The sequence below is a fragment of the Paenibacillus medicaginis genome (assembly GCF_042138635.1).
GTDB classification, from domain to species: Bacteria; Bacillota; Bacilli; order Paenibacillales; family Paenibacillaceae; genus Paenibacillus; species Paenibacillus medicaginis.
Genome location: NZ_JBHIRY010000010.1, coordinates 28,418 through 48,310 on the forward strand (window position 1 = coordinate 28,418; position 19,893 = coordinate 48,310).

The following is a 19,893-nucleotide window of genomic DNA, read 5'->3' on the forward strand; positions in this document are numbered from 1 at the left end:
GAAGGGGAGAGGGAATGGATACGCTCGAAAAACATGTATTATTGTCGGATGCAAGACTTGAAAAAGAAAAACAGTATTGGCTTGGGCAGTTTTCCGATTTCACGGAAATGACACGTATAGCATTCACTTCATCTTCCTCCGGAGAGGGACGGGTTGAAGTTAAACGTTATTTGTTCAATGAGTCCCTGAGCCAGCGATTGAATGCCGTCAGCAGAGGTTCAGACCATGCCTTGTTTATTCTGCTGCTGGCCGGTCTCAACTATGTGCTGCACCGGTACACCGGGGAAACCGCAATTACCATCGGGGTTCCCGTCATGTCGGATATGGCGGATAACTCCAAGTCCTTGAATCCGCTCGTTCTGCTCCAGACCCAAATTCAACCCGGAGATCGTGGACGAGACTTTATTGCACATACCAAACAGCGGATGGTTGAAGCGGATCAGCACTCAAATTTTCCGTTTACACTGCTGCTGGACTTGCTTGGCGTTGACACGGGAGAGGAGGCTTATTGCAGCATTATTGCCACGATGGAAGGGCTATATGACCCGGCTGCGGTCGCAGACATCGGTTATGATTGCCGCTTCGAGTTCCAGCGCCGTTCAGACCACCTTGCGCTGCAAGTAACCTATCAGACGACAGCCTACGCTGAATGGTTTGTCAGCCAGCTTTTCATGCATTACGAGAAGGCATTGGAGCAGATCTTGTTCTATCCTGATCACGAAATGGATGCCTGCAATCTGCCGGGTGAAGAGGAGCTGCAACCATTTGTGCCAAGTGCTCTTTCCGTGCATGCCGGGGAGGTTGCGAGCATTCCCGCACTGTTCGAAGCGCAGACCGCCCTTCATCCTGACAAGGTGGCTGTTGCGGCAGAATCCGGCGTGTACACTTACAGGGAGCTTAACGATATGGCCAATCGGGTGGCTAACTATTTGCAGCAGGAGCGCGGGCTGCAGCATGAAGAGCATGTCGGCCTCATGATGCATAATTCCGTGTATTCCATTATCGGGATGCTGGGCGTATTAAAAGCGGGCGGGGCTTATGTTCCGCTGGACCCGGCACTCCCGTATGCGCGGATGCAAAAAATGATGGAGGATGCCCACATCCGCACCGTGCTCTCGCTTCAACCGTATCTGCGGCAGCTTAACCGTTTGCAGTGGGAGCTTCCGCAATTTGCAGCCTATATGTGTCTGGATACCGATCAATTGGAAGAGGCCGAAGAGCTTGAGAATGAGTTTATGGACTCCAATGTCTGGAATTTTGTAGCTGACCAGGCGACCGATGATATTTCAGGCGGTGCCTGGGTCAGCAGCTACAACCGTCAGGACTTGTCCAGGGGGGAAATGGACGAATATGCTGATAATATCAGGCAGAAGCTGCTGCCTTATCTGAATTCAACCTCCCGTGTTCTTGAAATCGGCTGCGCTTCAGGCATAAGCATGTTTACCTTGGCACCACATGTCGGATTTTATTATGGTACCGATTTGTCTTCAAGCATGATCCGCAATTGCCGGGAAAGGGTGGAGCGTGAGGGATTGCGGCACATCAAACTGGACTGTCTGCCTGCCGACCAGATCGGCCGGCTGCATGAGGAGCCTTTTGACATCATCATCCTGAATAGCGTTGTGCAGGTCTTCAAGGGACACCATTATTTGCGAAAAGTACTACGCTCCGCCCTGGAGCTGCTGTCGGACCGAGGTATTTTGTTCATTGGCGATGTCATGGATCTTGATTGCAAAGAAGCGTTTTTGCAGGATTTGCGGGATTATGATGCTGCGCACCCGGAGGTCAGCACCAAGACCGAATTTGACAATGAATTATTCCTTTCCCGGGCCTTTTTCCAGGATATGCAGGCAGAGTACCGGGAAATCGGGGGCGTGCATTTCTCTGACAAAATATATACGATCCCGAACGAGCTCACCTTGTACAGATATGATGTCATCATGGAAGTGGACCGGACCGGAGCAGAAGCCGAATACAAGCAGGGCAAGCTTAAGCACCAGCATGATCTGAAATGGATACAACGTCAAGGCAGCGATGGCCCGCCCGTCCATGTATCCTCGCGGCAGGCAGCTTATGTTCTTTATACATCTGGCTCTACAGGTACGCCCAAAGGGGTCGTAATCGAACATCAGAATGTGGTGCGGCTGCTGCAGACAACTTCATCTTTATTTGCCTTTGAAAGCCGGGATGTATGGTCTCTCTTTCATTCCGCCTCATTTGATTTTTCGGTCTGGGAGATTTTCGGGGCTCTACTATACGGAGGCAAGCTTGTTATCGTGCCAAGAGAGATCGCGGCGGACACCCGCTCCTTTGTGCGGCTTGTGCAGGAGAAACGGATCAGCATATTGAGCCAGACTCCATCGGCATTTTACCAATTCGCACGTGAAGCAGTGCAGAGCGGCATTAAGCTGCCTGCACTGAACAAGGTCGTCTTTGGCGGCGAAGCTCTGCAGCCTGGCATGCTCAAGGAATGGAATGAGCAGTATCCCGGGGTCCGTCTTATCAATATGTACGGAATCACTGAAACAACGGTCCATGTCACGTATAAAGAGCTGACATCGGAAGACATCCGGCGCAACCGCTCCGATATCGGAAAGGCTTTGCCTTCCTATCAGGTGTATGTGCTGGACCCTTGGCAGCGGGTTGTACCTATGGGTGTTCCGGGAGAAATGTATGTAGGCGGCAGCGGTGTGGCACGTGAATATCTTAACCTGGACGAATTGACCCGGCAAAGATTTATGTCCATACCGCTGGAGCACAGCGGCAGGGTGTACCGCTCCGGAGATATGGCACGCTGGAATCCGGACGGCTCGCTGGAGTATATGGGGCGAATGGATGAGCAGGTCAAGATTCGGGGTTACCGGATGGAAATCGGGGAAATTACATCCGTGCTGCTGGACCATCCCGGCGTTAAGCAAGCGGTGGTTCATCTGATTCGTGCGGAAGACGGAAGCAAGGATTCGTGTGCGTATTATGTGGCGGCACAGCCGTTAAATGCCAAAGAACTGAGAGAATTTATCGGCAAAAGGCTACCCGGATTCATGATCCCTTCTTACGTGGTTCAACTGGACAGCATGCCACTGACGCCCAACGGGAAGGTGGACCGGCGCAAGCTCCCCGATCCCCGGCAAGGATTTTACAAGGAGCAGGTGTTAACGAAGCCCGAAGGGCCGCTGGAACAGGAGCTTGCCCATATTTTCGAAGATATTCTCGGGATCGGGCAGGTGGGACGCCACGACAGCTTTTTTGAAATGGGCGGCCATTCCCTGAAAGCAACCAGACTGGTATCCCGCATTTACAAGCACTTTGAATGTGAGCTGAGCTTGAGGGATATTTTCCGTTTCCCTTCCGTGCATGAACTGGCCTTGCATATTCAGGGACAACGCTCCACCCGTCCATTTGAGAAAATCCGCCCAGCGGCGGCCAGAGCTTCTTATCCGCTGACTTCAGCGCAGAAAAGATTGTTCATCCTGGAACAGTTCAGTGACATCGGCACCAGCTATAATATGCCGGTGGTGTTCCGGGTGCAGGGGCCGCTTGATCCCGAACGAGTCAAGGATGCCTACATTCATTTGCTGAAGCGTCATGCCAGTCTGCGAACTGCTTTTCATATGCATGGCGATGAACCCGTGCAAACCGTGCTGGATATGGATGCATTATCGCCAGACATCACCTTGCTGGATATGCCTGATGCCGGCGAAGAGATCGTGCGTGCGCGGATTGATGAATTTATCCGTCCGTTTGTCCTGGAGCATGCTCCGCTTATACGAATTACGTTGATTCGTATGCAGCCGGAACAATACCTGTTTATGCTTGACATGCATCACATCATATCCGACGGCACCTCCCTGAATATCTGGTTCCATGAATTCATGTCCTTATATCAAGGAGATACGCTGAAGCCGCTGGATATTCAGTATATCGACTATGCGGTATGGCAGCATGAGCAGCAGGGTCTTGTGGTGATGGACAACCTGCGAAACTATTGGCATAGCCAGCTTGCCGGGGAACTGCCCGTGCTGCAGCTCCCGTGTGATGAGCCCAGGCCATCCGCCCAGGATTTCAGGGGCAATCAGTTTACGGTCCGGCTTGGACACAGGCTGGCCGGGAAGCTGGAGGATAGCTGCCGTGAGCATGGGGTGACGTTGTATATGCTGCTGCTGGCGGCATATCAGGTGCTGCTGCACAGATATACAGGTCAGGAGGATATTATTGTAGGCACGCCGGTTGCTGGCAGAGGGCATGCGGATCTTGAGCCGGTGATCGGTATGTTTGTCAACACACTGGCCATCCGGTGCAGGCCCCAATCAGACCGGACATTCGGCTCTTTTTTGCAGGAGGTAAAAAAGACGTCCCTGGAAGCCTTTGAACATGCCGACTATCCGTTCGAAGAGCTGGTTCAGGAGCTGCAGGTCAAACGGGATTCGAGCCGCAATCCCATATTTGATACCATGTTTGCCTTGCAAAACATGGAAAGGACGGTTCTTCGCATTGCCGATCTGCAGTTTGAAGCCTGTGACTATGACTGGAAGTCCGCGAAATTCGACCTGCTGCTGCAGGCGGAGCAGGAGGCGGGTGATCTGGCGCTCATTTTTGAATATGCGACATCGCTATTTCACCAGTCCACGATTGAACGTTTGTCTGCCAGTCTGCTGTTAATTCTGGAGCAAGCCATCCTGAATCCGGACCTGCGCATCGGGGAGCTGGAGACGATGACAGATGTGGAGAAAATGAGGCTGCACAGGCAACTGACAGGGGAGCGGCTGGATTTCTCGGGGGCAGATCATGTTTGTCTCGGTTTTGAAGAACAGGTAAGCCACACACCTGACCGGACCGCAATCCGGGATGAAGGGGGCATGTTGAGTTACAGGGAACTGAATGCCTATGCCAACCAGTTTGCCAGGGTCCTTCAGGGAGCAGGGATTGTCCCTGGTACCCCGGTGGCGATTTGCGGTGAGCGCTCCATTTCGTACATAACGGGTGTGCTGGCGATTCTCAAGGCTGGCGGAACTTTTGTGCCTATCGATGCGGCATTACCGCAGGAAAGGATTATGCATATGGTTAGCGATTCCGGAGCCAGACTGCTGATTAACTGCACAGAACCATCCATCAAGCTTCCCGGCATGCCGACACTTCAACTGGATTACACCATGCTGACAGATGATCCCGGCAATCCGGGCATTCCAGTGGCAGCCACTGATGCGCTCTATACCATCTATACGTCCGGAACGACAGGCACGCCCAAAGGCGTTCAGTTGTCACATCGAAATTTCATGAATCTGGTGCTCCATCATCGGCAGCAATCCGGAATCCAGATGAACGGCAGGGTGCTTCATTCGTCATCCATCGGATTTGACGTGTGTTATCAGGAGATGCTGGTCACCCTCTTGTCAGGTGGGGAACTGGTCATTGTATCCGATCACATCAAAAAAACGCCGGATCTCCTGCTGGACCTGCTTGGGCAGCATGAAGTAGAAACGATGTTTCTGCCAACAGCCTATTTTAACTTCCTGATTAGCGAGGAGGATTATGTTAACCGATTGCTGGGCGGGACACTTAAGCATATCGTTGTGGCTGGAGAGGCGCTTGTGCTTACTCCGCCATTCATGAAGGTATACAGTCAGAGTCCGGTTCAACTGCATAACCACTATGGCCCATCGGAGACGCATGTAGTCACAACCACGCTGTTGGACAAGCACACTCATCTGCGTGAGCGGCCGCCTATTGGCAAACCGATCAGCAATACCGAATGTTACATTCTGGATCACAATCAGCGCATCGTTCCCGTGGGGGTAAGCGGCGAACTTTATATTGCCGGGGCATCCGTAGGGCTAGGATATGTGAATCAACCGGAGCTGACTGCGGCCAAATTTTTGCCCAACCCGTTCAAGCAAGATACCGTGATGTACCGGACAGGCGATTTGGCAAGGCTGCTGTCCAGTGGAGAAATAGAGCTGCTGGGACGGGCCGATCAGCAAGTAAAGATCCGTGGGTACCGAATAGAGCCGGGCGAGATTACTGCGGTGATGCTGCAGCACGAACGAATCAGCCAGGCGGCAACAACGGTGCGGATACAGCAGGACGGGACCAAGGAATTGTACGCATTTTATACCTCGGCTGACGGAATCGAAGCTGTGGAGGTGCAAAATTATCTGGCCGGACGCCTGCCTTCCTATATGGTGCCGCCATACCTGATCCCCGTTGAGGAAATGCCGTATACCGCCAACGGAAAGGTAGATTATCGGGTACTGGCAGCGAGCGCTCCGGCACATTCCACCCGAATCCCCGGCGTGCTGCATTTGCCTGAAACGGAGCTGGAACAGCGAATCGGCCAGATGTTCCGGAGCATTTTGGAAAAAGCCGAGATCGGAAGGGATTTCGATTTTTTCGAGCACGGAGGGCATTCGCTCAAGGCTATGAGACTGGTGGCTAAACTCCGCAAGGAGCTGAACGCCGCTGTGACGCTCCGTGATATCTTCTTATATCCGACCGTGCAGGCGCTGGCGGAGCATATAAGTCATATGGATATGCCGACAGACAGCCCGTCCATCATCGCTCCTGCACATGCTGTGCACAAGTATCCCCTGTCCTCGGCACAGAAGCGCTTGTACATCCTGGATCAATATGAGGGCATTAGCACGGCTTATCACCTGTCTTCCGCGCTTCTGGTGGAAGGAATGCTTGATCTGGAACGGGTTCATAGCGTGTATAACGCTTTGTTGGAGCGTCACGAGAGCCTGCGGACAACTTTTCATATGGAGGGTGACGAGCCTGTGCAAATGGTGGCCGAGCCTTCGCCTGCCGAGCTCTGGTTTCGGGATGCCGGAGGAATGCAGGAAGCAGCGGTTCAACAGCTTGCGGAATCTTTTATCCGTCCCTTTCAGCTTCGTGAAGCGCCGCTGCTGCGGATTGGCGTCATTCAGCTGGAAAGCAGCAAACATCTGCTGCTGATGGACATGCATCATATTGTATCCGACGGAACCTCCATCGGCATTCTCGTTCAGGACTTTATCGGTCTTTATCAGGGAGCGGAGCTTCTGCCTGTGCCGGTCACATACAAGGATTTTGCGGTTTGGCAGCAACAGCAGCTCCAATCGGTCGGGGCGGTGCGCAAAGAAACGTTCTGGATGCATCATCTGTCTGGCGAGCTGCCTGTTCTCCAGCTTCCCACGGATTTTCCCAGACCTGCGCAGCAACGGTTTGAGGGTGAACTAACCTTTATGCGGCTTGATCAGGACTTACTGCAGCCCTTGCGCCATCTGGCCCAGAGAACCGGAACAACACTGTACATGATTATGCTGTCAGCCTTTCAGGTTTTTCTGCACAAATATTCCGGAGCAGAAGACATCATTGTTGGTGTGCCTGTGGCAGGGAGAACCCACGAGGATGTGGCCGGTGTCGTCGGCATGTTTGTGAACACGCTGCCGTTTCGGAGCAGGCCTGAACGAAGCAAGCCATTTATCCGGTATTTGCATGAAGTGAAGGACCAACTGCTGGAAGCCTTTGAACATCAGGATTATCCGTTGGAACACATGATCGATCTGCTTGAGCTGCAGCCTGACCCGAGCCGCAATCCGTTGTTTACGGTCACGTTTGACATGCAGAACATGAGTGTTCCCGAATTGCACCTCGACGGAATGACGATCAGCAGTTGGGACAGCAGTCACGTAAGCTCCAAGTTTGATTTCTCGGTATCTCTTGCCGAACGTGAAGATCATATGCTCTGCACCGTTGAATATGCAACCTCCCTGTTCAGGAAAGAGACGGCAGACCGAATGATGAATCAGTACCGGGAGCTGCTTCAGGCTATTGTCTCCTGCGAGGAGGCAGCCATCGGGGAGTTGAACATGGTTCCACAAGAAGAGCAGGCACTGATCCTGAATGAGTTCAGTCCGGAGCTGCCCGCCGTCAACACCAATGAATGGATTCATCGTGCCTTTGAACGAATGGCTGCATCGCAACCGGAAGCCATCGCTGCTGTCTGGAAGGGACAAAGCTTGCTCTATGGTGAGCTGAATGCCTATGCGAATGAACTGGCTCATACGTTGCTCGCGCAAGAAGCGGGGGCCAACGCTGTGGTCGCTGTCTATATGAACAAGTCGCTGGACACGCTCATTGCCATCCTCGCCATCTTAAAAGCAGGCGCCGCTTATTTGCCGATTGACCCGGAATATCCGCCGGACCGGGTACAGTTCATGCTTGAGAGCAGTGGTTCCTGCTGTGTCATCACCGATGCCGAATATGGGGCAATGGTGGACAAGACGCCTGTACTGATCTATAGCCATACGGAGCGGTCTCCGGGTGAGATTGCCGCCGCCGGCAATCCGAATGCAGTGGTGCATGCCGGGCATCCGGCCTACGTAATCTACACTTCGGGATCAACGGGACAACCGAAAGGGGTCATGATCCCCCACCGCGGCTTGACTTATTTGATTGCTTTGTACAAAAAAGAACTGGGCCTGACACCTGATGATCGGGTTGCCCAAATTGCCAGCATCGCGTTTGACCTGGCTACATTTGAAATTTTTGCTGCTCTGACGACCGGCGCGGAGCTGCATCTGGTTCCGCGACCAACTTCGGCTGACCCGGTTGCGCTCACTGATTTGTTGAACAGCAGCGGCATTACCTTTGTGGCGATGACACCATCACACCTTGCCTATCTGAACCCGGAGGAGCTGCAAACCGTTCGGCTGGTGGCCTCGGCTGGTGAAGCCATTTCGGCCTATGAATACGAACGCTGGCATCGGTTTGGCTTTGCCAATTTGTATGGGCCTACCGAGACAACCATTCTGGCGACCTTGTGGATACCTGACCCAACACGGCCAATACCGGCTAACATTCCAATCGGGAAGCCTGTTGCGCATAGCCGGATTTATATTCTGAGCGATAGCGGGAGGCTGCAGCCGATTGGTGTCGAGGGTGAGATTTGCATCGCAGGTGCAGGTCTGGCCAAGGGGTACCTGGGACTTCCTGAAGCAACCCGCGAGAAGTTTGTGGACAATCCTTTCGAACCTGGCACGATGATGTACAAAACAGGGGACAGGGGCCGCTGGCTTCCGGACGGCAACATTGAATATGCGGGCCGGATAGACAATCAGGTCAAACTACGGGGATACCGTATTGAGACAGGGGAGATTGAACTGAGGCTGCTGCAGCACCAGGCGATTCGGGATGCTGCCGTCATCGTCAGCACGAATGCACAGCAGGAGCGCTTTTTATGCGCATTTGTCGTGGAAGCCGCACCTGTCTCATCGTCTGAACTCAAAAGCTTCCTGGCAGGCTCTCTGCCAGTGTACATGGTGCCTTCATTCTTTGTCCGTCTGGACCAGCTGCCTGTCACCGTGAATGGAAAGCTGGATATCAAGAAGCTGGAGCGAATGGACACGTCTCTCTTTGAAGAAAACGCATATGTTCCGCCCCAAACCGAGCTGCAGTCGAAGCTAATTGCGCTGTGGGAAAAGCATCTCAAGGCAGAGGGCATCGGAATTCGGCATAATTTCTTCGAGCTTGGCGGACAGTCATTAAAAGCCGCCCGGATGCTCTTCGACATCACGCAGGAACTGGGAATCGCCTTGTCTTTGCGGCATTTATATCAATACCAGACCATTGAAGAATTAACCCTGTTTATGGAAGGTGACAAACAGCATGACGCAAACCGTTCCTAACGAAAACATTCAACTATTCTGCGTCCCCCATGCTGCAGGCTCGGCCAGCATGTTCGGCTCCTGGAAAGAAAGCTTGCCGAGTCACATTCAGCTTGTACCGCTGGAGCTTGCAGGAAGGGGCCGGAGATTCAATGATGCTTTATATCCCGATTTTCAGGCGGCTCTTAACGATCTTTACAGTGAGCTGATAAAGCAGAAGCTGAAGCAGCCGTATGCCCTTTTGGGACACAGTATGGGGAGCCTGCTTGCCTATGAGCTTGCGATGAGGCTGCAGGAGGAAGAAGGCCAACCGCCGGCGCTGCTTTTTCTCGGGGGTCAAAGACCCCCTCACCGCTTTGCCCTTGGCCCGCGTTATGCCGGTCTGTCCGATGAAGAGCTGTGGTCCATCCTGCTGGAAGGAAGCCAGACCCCCTGGGACGACCACCAGTATGGCGAGCAGATTCGCGACATGTACCTGCCCATTCTGCGGGCAGACCTGCATGTATGCGACTCCTACCGCTATATTGAAGGGAGAGGCAGGTATACAGGCCCCGTTGTCGTGATGAATGGAGCGGAAGATGAAAGTGTTCAGGGAGAGCAGCAGGAGTGGTACGAGCTGGTTAACGCTCCTTGTCATACGCTCACTTTTCAAGGCGGCCATTATTTTATATATGAGGATCAGGAGCGGGTTATCGCAGCAGTCATTCAGCATTTGAAGGGGGTCATTTAACTGTTCCGAACGATGATGAAATCCAAAATTCACAAGGCTACGGTGACGGAAGCCAACCTCAATTATGTAGGCAGCATTACCATTGACCGTGATTTGATGGAAGCGGCCGACATATTGGAGAACGAGAGGGTGCAGGTTGTTAACAACAATAACGGAGCAAGACTGGAAACGTACGTGATTCCGGGAGCGCCCGGCTCGGGTGTCATCTGCCTGAACGGGGCGGCAGCCCGGCTGGTTCAGGTGGGAGATGTGGTCATTATTATGACCTATGCCTTAATAAGCTCCGAGGAAGTGGCAGGGCATGTTCCCCAGGTCATATTGGTGGATGACCATAACCGGGTGTCGGATATCCTGTCAGGCGAAAAGCACGGTCAGATGGTGTAAGACAAACTGACTTCACAGAAAGAAGGGAATTTGTCCATGAACGATAACTGCGTGTCCGCCGGCCTCACAGCCCTGCCCCTGACACACCCGCAAAAACGGATCTGTGCGGTTGAAGCTTTGTTTCCCGGCTCCCCTCTCCACAATATTGGCGGTGTCGTCCGGGTAAAAGGCCTCTTTGATCCGGAACGGATGGATAAGGCTATTCGCTTGTTTGTCAGCATACATGAAGGCATACGGGGGCAGTTGGTGCAGCAAGGCTCCGATCTGCAGCTTGTGGTTGCTGATGTGCCTCATCCGGAGCAACGGATCGCAGCCTTTTTGGATTTTAGCGGGGAAATGAGTCCCGAAGAACGCTTTGAAGAATGGGTCTGCCAGCAGGCGGCCATTCCGTTCCGTCTGACTGAGGGGCCTTTGTACACATTCGCATTATGCGCCATTCGGGAAAGAAGCAGCGCCATACTGATCAAGCTGCACCACGTCATCGCAGACGGGTGGTCGGTTGCGCTGCTGACCGATCAGTTATGGGCTATTTACGACAGTCTGCAGACCGATAAGGAAAGTATGGAATCGTTGGTCCCGCCCCCCGCTCCAGGAGGGATACAGGGCTCGAATTTGCAAGATGCCATAACACAGGAAAATAATTACAAAACTTCGCGCAGGTTCGAACAGGATCGCCGCTTCTGGCTGGAAAAGTTCGACGAGATGCCTGAAGCTCAACTGCGCTCTGCTGCGGATTTAAGAGGCAAGCGGCAGTCCTTCCAGCTTTCCGAAGCTTTGTCTGCTGTGGCAAGGAAGCTGGTCGGCAGAACTGCCTCCTCCTTGAATCTGTTGTTTATCGCTCTTTATTACATTTACGTGAACCGTATGGAAGGGGAAAAGCAGGCCGTTATTGGCACCCCCGTACTGAACCGGAACGGAGCACGGCAAAAACAAACGTTTGGCATGTTTACAGGCACGATGCCCTTTCGGTTTACGATATGTGATGAATGGAGCTTTACGGAGCTCTTATCCCGCATCCAGGACGAAATGAAGCTGTGTTACAAGCATCATCGCTATCCTTACGATTTGCTGCTGCAAGATTTGCATGCCAGCGGGTTTCAGCAAAAATCGCTTTTTGCTACATCTATCAACTACTATAATACGCGCCATGTGACGGAAACGCAGGAGCTGTCCGTGAGCAACACCGAGTTTTACAGTGGCGAGCAGTGGTATGCGCTGCAATGGATTGTCAGGGATTGGTCGGCCGACTCGTGCTTGTCCCTGGATATGGACTATCAGACTGGGGTGTACAGTGACGAAGAAATCGAACAGATGTATGAGCTGGTGTGCCGCATTCTGGAACAGGTTGCCCAAGATCCGGAGGTCCCCGTTCACATGCTGAACCTGCTTTCGCCCGCAGAAGAGCACTGGCAGCTACATGTATTCAATGACACGACCCGCAATGATCCCGCAAAACGAACCATCACTGAACGGATCGAACAGCAAGTGCGCAGCACGCCGTATCGGACGGCCGTGACCGATGGTCCGCACCAGCTAACCTATCAGGAATTGGACACACGGGCGAACATGCTTGCGAATCACCTGATTGCAAAGGGAGCGGGCAAGGGGCAGGTGATCGGTCTATACATGAACCATTCCATAGAGACGGTCATCGCCATTCTGGCTGTACTTAAATCCGGTTCGGCGTATCTTCCGCTGGATGCTTCATTGCCGGCGGAGAGGCTTGCTTTTATGACCCGTGATGCCGGTGTGCAAATGATCGTGACCAACCGTGAAGCCACGTTTTCTTTTCCCGGCGAGTGGATTATGGCCGCTGCTCAGCTTGAGAAGGACGAGTATATGAGCGCGGATGCCGTACCGGAGTGGAGTGTGGAGCGGCACCCTGATGATTTGGCTTATATCATTTATACTTCCGGCTCGACAGGCCAGCCCAAAGGGACCCTGATCCGCCATCGGGCTCTGGTCAATTATATCGAGTGGGCTGCCAAAACCTATGTGCGCGAAGAGTCCGAGATATTCGCCTTGTATTCTTCACTTGCCTTCGATTTGACCGTCACCTCGATCTTCACGCCGTTAGTTAGCGGAGGGACGATAGCGGTATATCCCGATAACGGGGAGGAGCATGCGATATACCGCATTGTGAGGGACAATCAGGTCACTATTCTCAAGCTGACCCCGTCCCACCTGTCTCTGCTTAAAGGCATGGATCTTCGCGGGTCTTCCATTCGGCGGCTCATTGTAGGGGGAGAAGATTTCAAATCAGCCCTTGCCGCAGCCATCGACCGGGCCTGGGGAGGAAATATTGAAATCATGAATGAATATGGCCCTACGGAAGCTACAGTAGGCTGCATGATCTATACGTATGACAGGCATAAAGATCAGGCTGGCTCGTTGCCGATCGGCATTCCGGCTGACCATGTGCAAATCTATGTGCTGGATGAGCATCTCCGGCTGCGGCCTCCGGGAACGGTGGGGGAAATCTATATTGCCGGAGACGGATTGGCGGAAGGGTATTTGAACCGGCCTGAAGCGACAGCGGCCCATTTCTTGCCACACCCTTTTGCACCCGGCAAACGCATTTACAAAACAGGGGATCTGGGCCGATTCCGCCCGGACGGCCAACTGGAGTACAAAAACCGGGCCGATGCCCAGCTCAGCGTGCGGGGGTACCGCATTGAACCGGGTGAGGTTGAAAATGCGCTGCTTGCCCATCCCTCCGTCAGTGAAGCCGCAGTGACAGCGGTAACCGTAAACGGAAGCTCCCCGCAGTTATGTGCATATCTGGTGATGAACAGCAGGGAAGAAAGGGAGGCGCTCCGTTCGTTTCTGACCCGGCGCTTGCCTGCATACATGATTCCGCAGCATTACGTATTCCTTGGCGATATGCCAATGACACGCAACGGCAAACTGGACAGAGCACGGCTGCCGGAACCGGCGCTGGCCGAGCCTGCCGGGCAAGGCAGCCGCAGCGGTGCTTCGGAGCCTGTAAGTGCAGCCGCAGCGGCTTTGCACGAGGTGCTTGCGCAAGTTTTGGAGCAGGATGCCGTCGGATCGGACGCTCATTTCTATCACTTGGGCGGAGATTCGATTAAAGCCATTCAGGCGGTCTCCCTGCTGCAGGAAAGAGGATATGTGATAGCGGCAAATGACATTTTATCCAATCCGCTGGTTGGTGACATGGAGGCGTTGCTTCGCGAGAAGAAACGTGCAGGCACCCTGGATCACCGCTGTACAGGCTCACTGCCTGATACGCCTATGCACGTCTGGTTCAAAAATCTGTCGCTTGATCAGCCGCAGCGATATCATCAGCGTCTCTTGCTTGAGATTCGGCGGCCCTTGTCCGGTGAGGATATCAGCGTGCTGCTGGAACGGCTCATCCATCATCACGATACCCTCCGCATCAATCAGGAAGGGGCCGGACAGCGCTTTTTTTACAATGAAAACCATCGCTCGCTGCGTTGTTCGGTACATGAATTGGGTGGGATATCGGGTCTCCATGAGGAAGCGTATGCCGAAATGCAGCGTGTGGCACACGAAGCAGAGCGCAAGCTGAATCTGGCCGCAGACCCGCTGCTGCAAGCCTTTATCTTTTATCAGAGCGGGACCCCATCGTATCTTCTGCTTACAGCACATCATGTGATTATCGACGGGCTTTCCTGGAGAATCGTGCTTGAGGATTTGAACCGGGCAGCAAGCCAGAGATTGAGGGGTGAAGACGTATGTCTTCCGAACAAAACCGCCTCCTATCTGGACTGGGCGCAAAGCCTGCATCGCCATAGTAATCTCCTGTATGAGAAGGAGCAGTCCTATTGGGAAACGATTCTTGGCGGGCTTGCTCCGATCCTTGAATCACAGGATAATACCCCGGAAGATAGAGAATCACGGCAGGGGACGGAGCATTTACATTTTGCACTGCCAACGGACGTTACGCAGCAGTTGCTGACCACAGCCAATCGGGCTTACAACACCCGGCCTGTGGAATTGATGCTTGCCGGTCTGCTGGCCGCCATTCGTTCCGTAACAGGGCAGCGCAACGTTAGCCTTGATCTGGAAGGACATGGGCGAGAGCAGATGGACTCCGAGGTGGATATCTCCAGCACGGTGGGCTGGTTTACAAGTCTGTATCCGATCTCCATCCAGTCACTGCATACGGAGTGGGGCAGCTTGATTAAGCAGGTCAAAGAGCATCTGCGGCAGATACCGGGAGGAGGGATCGGTTACGGAGTGCTCCGTTATTTGCGAAAATCACTGCCGGCAGCACCGGCAAATGATCTCGTATTTAACTATTTGGGAGAGTTCACAAATGGCCGTGACGATGACGCTTTTGTACTGGCCGACGGCTCGATGGCCATGACGGCTTCCCGGAGCAGCGGCGCTTATGCCATGGAAGTCAACGGGGGCGTATTTGACCGCAAGCTGACGTTTGAGGTGAGCTGCCGGACCGGTGAAGCAGTCACAGGATTGGCGGCAGCTTTGATGGAGCATTTCCATGCCTGCCTGCTTGAAGTCGCGGAATATTGCTCCCGCCAGACACATACGGAGTTTACGCCTTCCGATTTCGAAAGCGTCGAATTGACACAGTCCGAATTGGACAGCATTTTTTCCTAAAACGCACGAAGTCCATAAGGGAGCGGAGTATGAAGAAACGAGCGGCAATACACAAAAACAATGGCTTTGCCTTAATCCTTGTTGGCCTTCTGATGCTGGGATTGTGGGGGTTGCCGAGCTATGGACACACGTTCGCCTCTGCCTCTGCGGCAGGGGACCCCTCTGTTCCGCCGGATGCAAGCCGCATCGCGCAAATTGAACGTCTGATTGACAGCCAGATGGAAAAATCACACATTCCCGGCGTTGCGGTCACGATTGTGCAAGGTGCTGAAACTGTATATCAACGGGGATTTGGTTATGCGGATGCCGAGCGCGGGCAGCCCGTATCCGCTGCAAGTGTATTTGAGCTTGGTTCGACCAGCAAAGCTTATACCGGAGTGGCCGTTCTCAAGCTGGTCAGAGAAGGCAGGCTAAAGCTGGAGGACCCGGTAACAGCCTATATTCCCTGGCTTCAATTCCATGTCAAAGGTGCTGGGGCCAAGCCCGGCACCGAGGCGGCCAGTGTTACAATTGGACAACTGCTGTATCAGACAAGCGGCATTCCTTTTTCCACCATTGGCGATATTCCCGCAGGGGCGGGAGAGGATGCGCTCCGGCAAACTATAGAAAAGCTGCGCGGAACAGAGCTGGATTTTTCACCAGGTGAGCGGTTCCAATACGCAACTGTCAATTATGACATTCTGGGATATGTCATTGAACAAGTCACAGGCCAGTCCTATGAAAATTATATCCGCGAGCAAGTGCTGCAGCCGCTCGGACTGCATCATACCTATGTATCGACAGCAGAAGCAAGCCGCCATGACGAGGGGGTTCAGGGCTACAAGCTGGGATATCTGAAGCCCAGACCGTTTGATGCTCCCGTTTACGAGGGAAATACACCCGCTGGATACATATATACGGATAGCCGGGACATGGCGTTATGGCTCAAAATCCAGTTGGGAGCGGTGTCTGTGAACCCGGCAATGGCAGCAGTCCTTTCCCGATCGCACCAACCGGACCGGACAGTGTCCCCGGATGCGGACGGCTCTTCTTACGCCGCCGGGTGGTATGTATACCAGAGCGGAGGCGGAGAGCTGTCCCATTCAGGCAGCAATCCGGCCTATTCCTCCTTTATTGCATTTCGCCCCGGGGAACAGCTTGGCGTAGCGGTGATGGCCAATCTGAACTCGGCCAATACACTGGTCATCGGACAGGGCATCCTTGATCTCTTGCTGGACAAGGAGCCGGTAACGGAGATCGGGGATATTTATCGTAATGTGGACCGGATGTCGGTCATTCTTTTGGCCATATCGCTGCCTTTTATCGGATTGTCGTTATGGTTTGTCATTTCCATTGGACGCGATCTGCGCCACAAGCGGCGGCAAGCGGCCTCCGGCATCCTTATGAACGGGCTGCGGCTGCTCAGTTTTGTCGTGTTTTCCGGCGGGCTGACCTATGCGTTCCTGTTGCTTCCCGAGGTGCTTTTCAACGGAGTAAATTGGGGGTTTGCCGAAGTGTGGGCACCGTCCAGCTTCAAGATGTCCATGTGTTTTCTATATGCCGCACTTCTTTTATTTGCCCTGAGCCTGTTGCTCAATTCATTGTTCCCCGGACAAGGCAGGTCGCCTTTATTTCCTTTTATCGTCCTGTGCCTGGTGAGCGGTATCGGCAACACACTCATTATTTTTATTATTAATGAAGCACTGGCGCGAACGGGTGCATTTCAGGCCGGACTGTTCTCGTTTTTTCTCGTCGGTCTGCTGGTATATGTGCTGAGTCAAAGAATCGTCCGCACACAGCTCATCCGGTTCACCAACGATCTCATTTATGTCAAACAAACGGAAATCATTGACCGTATCTTGCATTCACCCTATGGCAAAGTAGAGAAGATTGCCAAGGAAAAGCTGTATTCCGTGTTAAATCACGATATTGAAACAATCAGCGGTGGCATCAATGTGCTCGTATTCGGATTGACCAGCCTGATCACCCTGATCTTCTGTTTTGTCTATCTCGGTTTCATTAATGTATATGGGCTGCTGGCATCCATGCTCGTGATTTCATTTGCTGCCCTTGCCTATTATGCCGCAGGGCGCGATGCCAACAAGCATTGGGAGTCCACCCGTGACATTCAGAATGTCTTTTATAAGTATATTGGTCACATGGCCCAAGGGTTCAAGGAGCTCAGTTTGCATCAGGCCAAAAAGTCCGAATTCCGGGCCGATCTGCATGAAAGCTGTAATGAGTACCGGGTGAAGCGAATCCAGGGGGATACACGCTTTGCCAACGTGTTTGTCATTGGAGAGGTCATGTTTACGGTTGTGATTGGTGTCGCAGCTTTTATGTTCCCGTTATGGTTTGATTCCATCCGCAGCCATTCCTTGCGCAGTTTTATTTTTATCTTTCTGTACATGGGGGCGCCGGTGCGGGGTGTCCTGGATGCCGTGCCTGATCTGATTCGTATGCGCATTGCCTGGAACCGGATTCATCAATTGTCCGCAGAGCTGGGCAACGAGCCTGGAGCGGCAGAGTCTGTGCAAATGGAGGACAGACTGGATGCCAGCTTCAGCACCCTGGAACTCAATCATGTCTGTTACACGTATGAGAACGATTCTGGTGCAGCATTTTCCGTCGGTCCGGTTAACCTCGTCCTCAGGGCAGGTGAAGTTACTTTTATTACAGGAGGAAACGGCAGCGGCAAATCCACGCTGGTCAAGCTGATTACAGGCCTTTACGAGCCTTCGGCCGGTTTTGTCTCGATGAATGGCCGTCCCGTATCGCCTGCGGGTCTTAGTGAGCAGTTTACGGCGGTGTTCAGCGAGTACCATCTTTTTGACAAATTGTACGGGGTTCGTAACAACCTGGATGATACGGCGGTGAGCCATTATCTGCAACAGCTTCATCTGGAGCAAAAGGTGTACATACAGGACGGCCGTTTCAGCACAACTCAGCTTTCCTCGGGACAGCGGCGGCGCCTCGCGTTGTTCATCAGTTATATGGAGGACAGACCGGTATATCTGTTTGACGAATGGGCAGCAGACCAGGACCCTGAGTTTCGCCGCTTCTTCTACCATTCAGTGTTGCCAGACCTGAAGAAGCAGGGCAAATGCGTGATCGCTGTCACTCATGATGATCGCTATTTTGATCTGGCAGATAGGCTGGTTAAGATGGAATCCGGCCAAATGATACACCTGGAAACGCAAAAGACCGCATCCGGTTCCTGGTAACCGGGGATGAGACGAGACCCTCTATAAGAAAGGACGATGGACAATGATCAAGCTTGGCATCATGTTTTCCGGACAGGGAAGCCAGTATGCGGGGATGGGGCGGTCGCTTGCCGCCAAGTCGGCCATTGCCCGCCGTATTTTTGACCAGGCCAGCAACATATTGGGATATGATCTCACTGCCGTGATGAATGAAAGCGGCTCGGACCGTCTGGAGCAGACGGAATATGCTCAGCCTGCCATTTTTGCCTACAGTTATGCCTGGTATCAGATGCTGGTTGAGGAAGCCTTTCTTGCACCAGCCTTCGGTGCAGGTCACAGTCTGGGGGAGCTTACCGCTCTGGCATGTGCAGAAGTCCTCTCGTTTGAAGAAGCGCTTCGCCTTATTCAGAAGCGAGGAACATGCATGCAGCGCGCAACTGAAAGCGGCTTTGGACGCATGGCTGCCATCAAAGGTGTTCATGTGTCCGTCATTGAAGAGGTATGTGCACGGCTCTCAGATCATGAGCGGCTCGTGCAAATTTCCAACTATAATGCGGCCGATCAAATTGTGATTTCAGGTGAAAGCCGACAGGTGCAGCACGCAGTCGATCTGCTGGCCAAGCTTGGCGGCACTGCCTATCCGCTTCATGTATCGGCACCATTTCATACCCCATACATGAACGCGGCCAATGCCGAATTTACCGCAGCGCTGCAGCATGTAAATTTTGCGAACGGAAGCTGGCCTGTCATCTCTAATGTGAATGCACAGCCATACCGCGATAAGGAGCATGTTCGTGCCGGGCTGCAATCCCATATGCTGCATCCTGTCCGCTGGTCGGAGAGCATCGCGTGTATGTTGCGGCAAGGCGTGAACGTCCTGATTGAGATTGGCCCCAGAGCAGCACTGCGCAATACGATCCGGCAAGCGTATCCCCATATTCGGAGCTTTTCCGTTGATCATGATTATGATGAAATCATCGAAATATTGCGGGATGTGCAGCAGCAAAGCCGATCCACCGTGACTGCAGCCTGCCTGTCCATGGCCCAGCTTATCCCGAATCGCAACAGCAGCATGGAGGAATATACAAGCGGTGTCGTTCAACGATTCCAAAAACTGGAGTATCGCAATCTGCACATGCAGCAGGAGGGGCGCCATGAGACCGAAGAGGAGCAAAGGGAGGCACTGCAACTGCTGCAGGACATACTCCACACCAAAAAAGCAACAGAAGAGGAAGCCTGGAACTGTTACATCCAAATCAGTGCTGAGACCGGCCTGCCACTGTCAGCACTGATACAAGAACATGCAGTGAAGTGAAGAAGTGCTGTTTGCATAATGTAAAGCGCG

The 19,893-nt window shown here is 53.1% G+C and carries 6 protein-coding genes; all 6 read left to right on the forward strand.

The annotated features are described in order from the left end of the window. Positions 1-14: 14 nt before the first annotated feature. The 6 genes from ACE5LO_RS12355 to fabD are packed head-to-tail and all read left to right on the forward strand — an operon-like array spanning position 15 to position 19,863. Positions 15-9,665 carry a non-ribosomal peptide synthetase gene (locus ACE5LO_RS12355; protein WP_375520332.1) on the forward strand — a complete coding sequence of 3,217 codons (9,651 nt, stop codon included), beginning with the start codon at positions 15-17 and terminating at the stop codon, positions 9,663-9,665. Then, positions 9,646-10,374, forward strand: coding sequence for a thioesterase II family protein (locus ACE5LO_RS12360; RefSeq protein ID WP_375520333.1), 729 nt, complete (start codon positions 9,646-9,648; stop codon positions 10,372-10,374). The genes ACE5LO_RS12355 and ACE5LO_RS12360 overlap by 20 nt, the downstream gene beginning before the upstream one ends. After that, entirely contained in the window at positions 10,375-10,758 is a 384-nt protein-coding gene (panD, locus tag ACE5LO_RS12365) for an aspartate 1-decarboxylase (RefSeq protein WP_375520423.1), read from the forward strand. 36 nt (positions 10,759-10,794) lie between these two features. Then, positions 10,795-15,366, forward strand: coding sequence for a non-ribosomal peptide synthetase (locus ACE5LO_RS12370; protein WP_375520334.1), 4,572 nt, complete (start codon positions 10,795-10,797; stop codon positions 15,364-15,366). Between the two features lie 29 nt (positions 15,367-15,395). After that, a complete protein-coding gene (locus ACE5LO_RS12375; RefSeq protein WP_375520335.1) occupies positions 15,396-18,569 on the forward strand; it encodes a cyclic peptide export ABC transporter in 3,174 nt (1,057 codons plus the stop codon). 43 nt (positions 18,570-18,612) lie between these two features. Then, positions 18,613-19,863 (forward strand): ACP S-malonyltransferase, encoded by a 1,251-nt coding sequence (fabD, locus tag ACE5LO_RS12380; protein ID WP_375520336.1) that lies wholly within the window; start codon positions 18,613-18,615, stop codon positions 19,861-19,863. Positions 19,864-19,893: the final 30 nt, after the last annotated feature.

What these genes read in the sequence shown, in the direction of transcription:
- ACE5LO_RS12355 (WP_375520332.1), top strand. Translation starts at nt 15, where the DNA reads ATGGATACGCTCGAAAAACATGTATTATTGTCGGATGCAAGACTTGAA.
- ACE5LO_RS12360 (WP_375520333.1), top strand. Translation starts at nt 9,646, where the DNA reads ATGACGCAAACCGTTCCTAACGAAAACATTCAACTATTCTGCGTCCCC.
- ACE5LO_RS12370 (WP_375520334.1), top strand. Translation starts at nt 10,795, where the DNA reads ATGAACGATAACTGCGTGTCCGCCGGCCTCACAGCCCTGCCCCTGACA.
- ACE5LO_RS12375 (WP_375520335.1), top strand. Translation starts at nt 15,396, where the DNA reads ATGAAGAAACGAGCGGCAATACACAAAAACAATGGCTTTGCCTTAATC.
- fabD (WP_375520336.1), top strand. Translation starts at nt 18,613, where the DNA reads ATGATCAAGCTTGGCATCATGTTTTCCGGACAGGGAAGCCAGTATGCG.